Genomic DNA, 4,627 nt, shown 5'->3' with positions numbered 1-4,627 from the left:
AGCTCCACGACCTCCCGGGCGTCGGCCTCCTCGGCGGGCAGGTAGGACAGCACCACGTCGGCGCCCTCCCGGGCGTAGGCGATCGCGGTGGCCCGGCCGATCCCGGAGTCCGCCCCGGTCACCACCGCCCTGCGGCCCTCCAGCCGCCCGGAGCCGCGGTAGCTGGACTCCCCGGAGTCCGGCTTCGGCGCCATCTCCTGCTGCAGGCCCGGACCCTCCTGCTGCTGCTCGAAGCTCTCGTCGGGGCCCGGGTACTGGGTGGTCGGATCCTGCATCGTGTACTGATCGGCCATGGGACGTCCTTCCGTCGACTGGATCATCAGATTGCTTTCGATCTACGCTGGCACCAACTCATGGAGGTGTCAACATGTCCGGTTCGATGGTCAGGGAACGCCCTGCCGCGCCGACCGCCCCGCCGGGCGGCCACGGGGCCGCCCGATGACGGAGCGTCCCCGGGCGCCCCGGGTGGAGGAGCCGACCGGCGGTCCGCTGCGCCAGGGCGACGCCGAACTCGCCCGGCTGGCGTCCCTGCACGCCCTGGACGTGCTGGCGACCCCCGCCGAGGAGCGCTTCGACCGGATCGTGGCCCTGGCGCGCCTGATCTTCCAGGTGCCGATGGCCGCCATCGCCCTCATCGACGCGGACCGCCAGTGGATCAAGGCCGCCGCCGGCCTCGACTCCGGTGTCTCGGTGCCCCGCCGGTACTCGCCCTGCCACTACACGGTCCAGCAGCGCGGCGCCCTCGTCCTGGAGGACACCGCGCACGAGGCGCGGGTCGCCGACACGACGGTGGTGTCCCGGGGCGTGCGGTTCTACGCAGGGCAACCCCTGCACGCGCCCACGGGGGAGCGGGTCGGCTCCCTGTGCGTCATGGACACCGTGCCCCGGACGTTCACCGCGGAGCACCAGCAGGTCCTGGCGCAGCTCGGCAGGCTCGTCGAGCAGGAGCTGGCGGTCACCGGCGAGCTCGCGGTGGCCGGGGCCGCACAGCGGGCGCTGCTGTCACCAGCGGACGTCGACGTACCCGGCTACGAGCTCGCCGGCCGGTGCACACCCGCTCGGCGCGCCGCCGGCAGCTACTTCGACTGGAGCCACGAAGGGGGCCGGGTGCAGCTGCAGGTCGCTGACGTCCTCGGGGGCGACGCCTCCGGCGGGGACGTCGCCGGTGCGGGCGTCCCCGGTGCGGGGCTCTCCGGTGCGGCCGGTCCCGGCGCGGACGGGGCGGCCGCGCCCATCGAGGCCGTGCTGCGCACGCTGCTGCGGGCCACGGATTCCGGACGAGTTCGCCGCCGGCCGGTGGGGCGGTCCGCGGTGGCCTCCGGGGATCTCGCCGGCACGTTCGTGACGGCTTTCGCGGCCACACTCGACCCGGCCACCGGCGACCTGGCCTACGTGCTGGCCGGGTACGGCGCGGCCATCGTGCTCGGTCCCGCCGGCGCGCGCCGACTGGCCGGGTCAGGGCCGGCGCTGGGCCTGTCGGCGGCGTATGGGACCGGGTGGGACGTGCGGACCGCCCGGTTGGCTCGCGGTGACACCCTGCTGGTGCTCACCGACGGGTTCCTCGATCTGCACGCGGATCCGGACGCCGCGCTGGCCCGCGGACTGGGCGGCGTCGCCCAGCGCTATCCGGGCGGGATCGGGGCCGACGAGGCGGTGGACCTCGCCACGGCGTGGGCCGTGACCGAGGGCCACCCCATCGACATCACCGTGCTCGCGGTGCACCGCGGATCCGGCCGGCCGCGGCGCGCGCGAGCCGAAGCCCCGTGACCGGCACGGTCCCTGTCCTGGCCACGAGCGGCAGCCGCCTGACCGGCAGGCTCCCTGCCGCGACCCCGCGAGCGAGCAGCCGACGTTCCGGGGCTCCCGGCCCGCGTGTGCGGCCGTGGCGCGGGACGGCTCAACCGACGAGTGCGGGACCGCTGCTGGCGCCGATCCGGGAGGCGCCGGCCTCGAGCATCGCGAGGGCGTCCTCGCGGGTGCGGATGCCGCCGGAGGCCTTGACGCCGATGTCCGGGCCGACGGTCTCGCGCATCAGCCGGACGTCCGCCGCGGTGGCGCCCGCGGTCGAGAAGCCGGTGGAGGTCTTCACGAAGTCCGCACCGGCGGCCACGGCGGCCTGACAGGCGAGGACCTTCTGCTCGTCGGTCAGCAGGCAGGTCTCGATGATCACCTTCAGCGCCGCCCCGCCCGCGTGGGCGGCCTCGGCGACCGCGGCGATGTCCTGCTCCAGGGTCTCGCGCTCGCCGGCGCGGGCGGCGGCGATGTCGATGACCATGTCGATCTCCTGCGCGCCGGCGGCCACGGCGGTGGCGGTCTCGAAGGCCTTGACCTCCGTGGCCGAGGCGCCCAGCGGGAAGCCGACGACCACGCAGGTCAGCACGTCGCTGCCCGCCAGCTGCTCGCGCACGAACCCGGCCCACAGGGGGTTGGTGCACACCGAGGCGAAGCCGTACTGCTTGGCCTCCGCGCACAGTGTGGCGATCTGCTCCCGCGACGCCTCCGGCTTGAGCAGCGTGTGGTCGATGTAGGAGGCGAGCTGGGGGGTGGTCACGGGCGGCCTTTCGACGGTCGGACGGGTCGCCCCAGCCTACCGGGCGCCCCGCCGGCGCCCGTGCCGGTCGACGTGGACCCGGCAATTACCTCAGAGAAACGTTCGCTAATCCGATGCATCCTGATAGAATCGGGACACGGTCGAGCCGGCTCACCACCGGAGACGCCCGTGGCCCCGAGCGGCTGAACGGTCGCAGGGGCGCGTCGGCACACCCCTTTCCCCCGTGCCGGCGCGCCCCCGCCGCCGTCCAATCCCGGGGAGGCCATCCCGCCCGGTGCTGTCCGGGCGCACGGGAACGACGACGTCCGCGCGGACCGCTCCCGGTCACTCGTCGCCCGGTCGGAGCGCCGCCGCTTCCACCGCGCCCGCGGAGCGGTCAGGCCCGGTCCGGCTCCCGGCCGGCGGCGCCCGGGGCGGCGAGGGCGTCGGTGAGCTGCTTGAGCATCGCGCCCATCCGGAACCGCTCGGGCACGAGCGGCTCGACGCCCAGCTCCAGCAGCGGGGCGGCGGTGACGGGCCCGACGGTCGCGGCGAGCATGCCCCGCCGGAAGGCGCCCAGCAGCTCCTCGTGCAGCCCGATCTCCTCGGCGGTGCTGAACAGCGCGTCCACGGCCGGGGCGGCGGTGAAGGTCACCGCGTCCACCCGCCCGGCGGCGGCCTCGCGCACCAGCACCGGCACCTGTCCGGCGTCGTCGGCGGAGGCCCAGCGGTAGGGGGTCACGGTCAGCACCTTGGCGCCGGCGTCGGTGAGCCGGCGGCGCTGGACGACGTCGGCGATGCCGTGCAGCTGCAGCCCGATCGTGCGCCCGGCGAGGTCCCCGCCGTGCTCGGCGAGCACGAGGTCCACCAGCCCCTCGGTGGTCTCGTCGGCGGACATGCCCGCGTCCTCCAGGCCCAGCCCGCGCACCGCCCCGCGGCCCTTGGGCCCGCGCACGTACACGGCGGCCTCGCGCAGGCACAGCAGCAGGTCGGCGTCGAAGCCCTGCGCCTCGGCGGCGTCGTGCCATCGGCGCAGCCCGTAGCCGGTGGTCAGCAGCACCAGGTCCGGACGGGCGTCGAACATCGCCCGGGAGGACGCCGCGAGCCCCGCGTCCTCGCCGACCGGCTCCACCTTCAGCGCCGGGGCATGGATCACCCGGGCGCCGCGGCGCTCGAGCGCGGCGATCTGGTCCTCGGAGCGCCGGTGCGCGGTGACGCCCACCACGCGCCCGGCCAGGGGCAGCTGCTCAGCAGCCATGGGCGGTCACCTCGGCGAGGAACGCGTCCCGCTCCGCGGTCGCCAGGCGGACCACGGGCCCGATGACGACGACGGCGGGCGAGCCGCAGCCGGCCGCCGCGGTGTCCTCGACCGCGTGCGCGAGCGTGCTGACGGTGGAGCGCTGCCGGTCGGTGAAGCCGCGCTCGACCACGGCCAGCGGCGTGGCCGGGTCCGCCCCGGAGCGCACGAGGCCGGCCACGAGGTGGGGGAGGGTGGCCACGCCCATGAGCACCACGAGGGTGCCGCCGGCGGCGCCGAGCCCGGCGAAGTGGGTCAGCTCGGCCTCGGAGAAGGGGACGTGGCCGGAGGCGACCGTGAACATCCGCGAGACCTCGCGGAAGGTCACCGGGATCCCGGCGGCCCCGGGCACGGAGACCGCGCTGGTGATCCCGGGGACCACGTCCACCGGGATGCCGTGGGCGGCGCACGCGGCGAGCTCCTCGCCGCCGCGGCCGAAGACGTAGGGGTCCCCGCCCTTGAGGCGCACCACGGACCGCCCGGCCAGGGCGTGCTCGACCATGAGCTCCTGGATCCGGGACTGCGGCACCGGGTGGTGGCCCGGGGTCTTGCCCACCGGGACGATCTCGGCGCCGGGGGCCGCGGCGGCCACGGCGCCGGCGGGGGCCAAGCGGTCCACGAAGACCACGTCGGCGTCCTGGAGCGCGCTCACGGCGCGGACCGTGAGCAGGTCCTCGCGCCCGGGCCGCCGCCGACCAGGCTCACCCGGCCGCCGGCGCGGGCCGCCGGCGGGGGCCAAGCGGTCCACGAAGACCACGTCGGCGTCCTGGAGCGCGCTCACGGCGCGGACCGTGAGCAGG

The 4,627-nt window shown here is 76.1% G+C and carries 4 protein-coding genes and 1 pseudogene; 1 reads left to right on the top strand and 4 read right to left on the bottom strand.

Annotation, left to right across the window (positions count from 1 at the left end; genetic code table 11):
- On the bottom strand, positions 1-293 hold a 293-nt coding region (locus BJF77_RS00930; protein WP_139318373.1), incomplete at its 3' end, for an SDR family NAD(P)-dependent oxidoreductase.
- 145 nt (positions 294-438) lie between these two features.
- Here BJF77_RS00930 and BJF77_RS00925 point away from each other — a divergent pair.
- Positions 439-1,767, top strand: coding sequence for a PP2C family protein-serine/threonine phosphatase (locus BJF77_RS00925; protein WP_083664905.1), 1,329 nt, complete (start codon positions 439-441; stop codon positions 1,765-1,767).
- Positions 1,768-1,897: 130 nt separating this feature from the next.
- Here the strand turns inward: BJF77_RS00925 and deoC are convergent, their stop codons facing one another.
- From deoC to cobA, 3 genes and pseudogenes are all read right to left on the bottom strand, one after another.
- Positions 1,898-2,551 carry a deoxyribose-phosphate aldolase gene (gene deoC / locus BJF77_RS00920; RefSeq protein ID WP_075871019.1) on the bottom strand — a complete coding sequence of 218 codons (654 nt, stop codon included), beginning with the start codon at positions 2,549-2,551 and terminating at the stop codon, positions 1,898-1,900.
- Positions 2,552-2,927: 376 nt separating this feature from the next.
- Complete coding sequence (locus BJF77_RS00915; protein WP_075871018.1) at positions 2,928-3,788, bottom strand: uroporphyrinogen-III synthase; 861 nt, start codon at positions 3,786-3,788, stop codon at positions 2,928-2,930.
- Positions 3,778-4,556: pseudogene (cobA, locus tag BJF77_RS00910) on the bottom strand (uroporphyrinogen-III C-methyltransferase); the annotation flags it as partial. The gene BJF77_RS00915 and the pseudogene cobA, both read right to left, overlap by 11 nt.
- Between the last annotated feature and the right edge of the window lie 71 nt (positions 4,557-4,627).

This window comes from Kocuria sp. CNJ-770, assembly GCF_001942375.1.
GTDB classification, from domain to species: Bacteria; Actinomycetota; Actinomycetes; order Actinomycetales; family Micrococcaceae; genus Kocuria; species Kocuria oceani.
The sequence above is the reverse complement of the archived record's forward strand: the minus strand, read 5'-3'. Positions and strand labels throughout refer to the sequence as shown.

What these genes read in the sequence shown, in the direction of transcription:
- BJF77_RS00925 (WP_083664905.1), top strand. Translation starts at nt 439, where the DNA reads ATGACGGAGCGTCCCCGGGCGCCCCGGGTGGAGGAGCCGACCGGCGGT.
- BJF77_RS00915 (WP_075871018.1), bottom strand. Translation starts at nt 3,788, where the DNA reads ATGGCTGCTGAGCAGCTGCCCCTGGCCGGGCGCGTGGTGGGCGTCACC.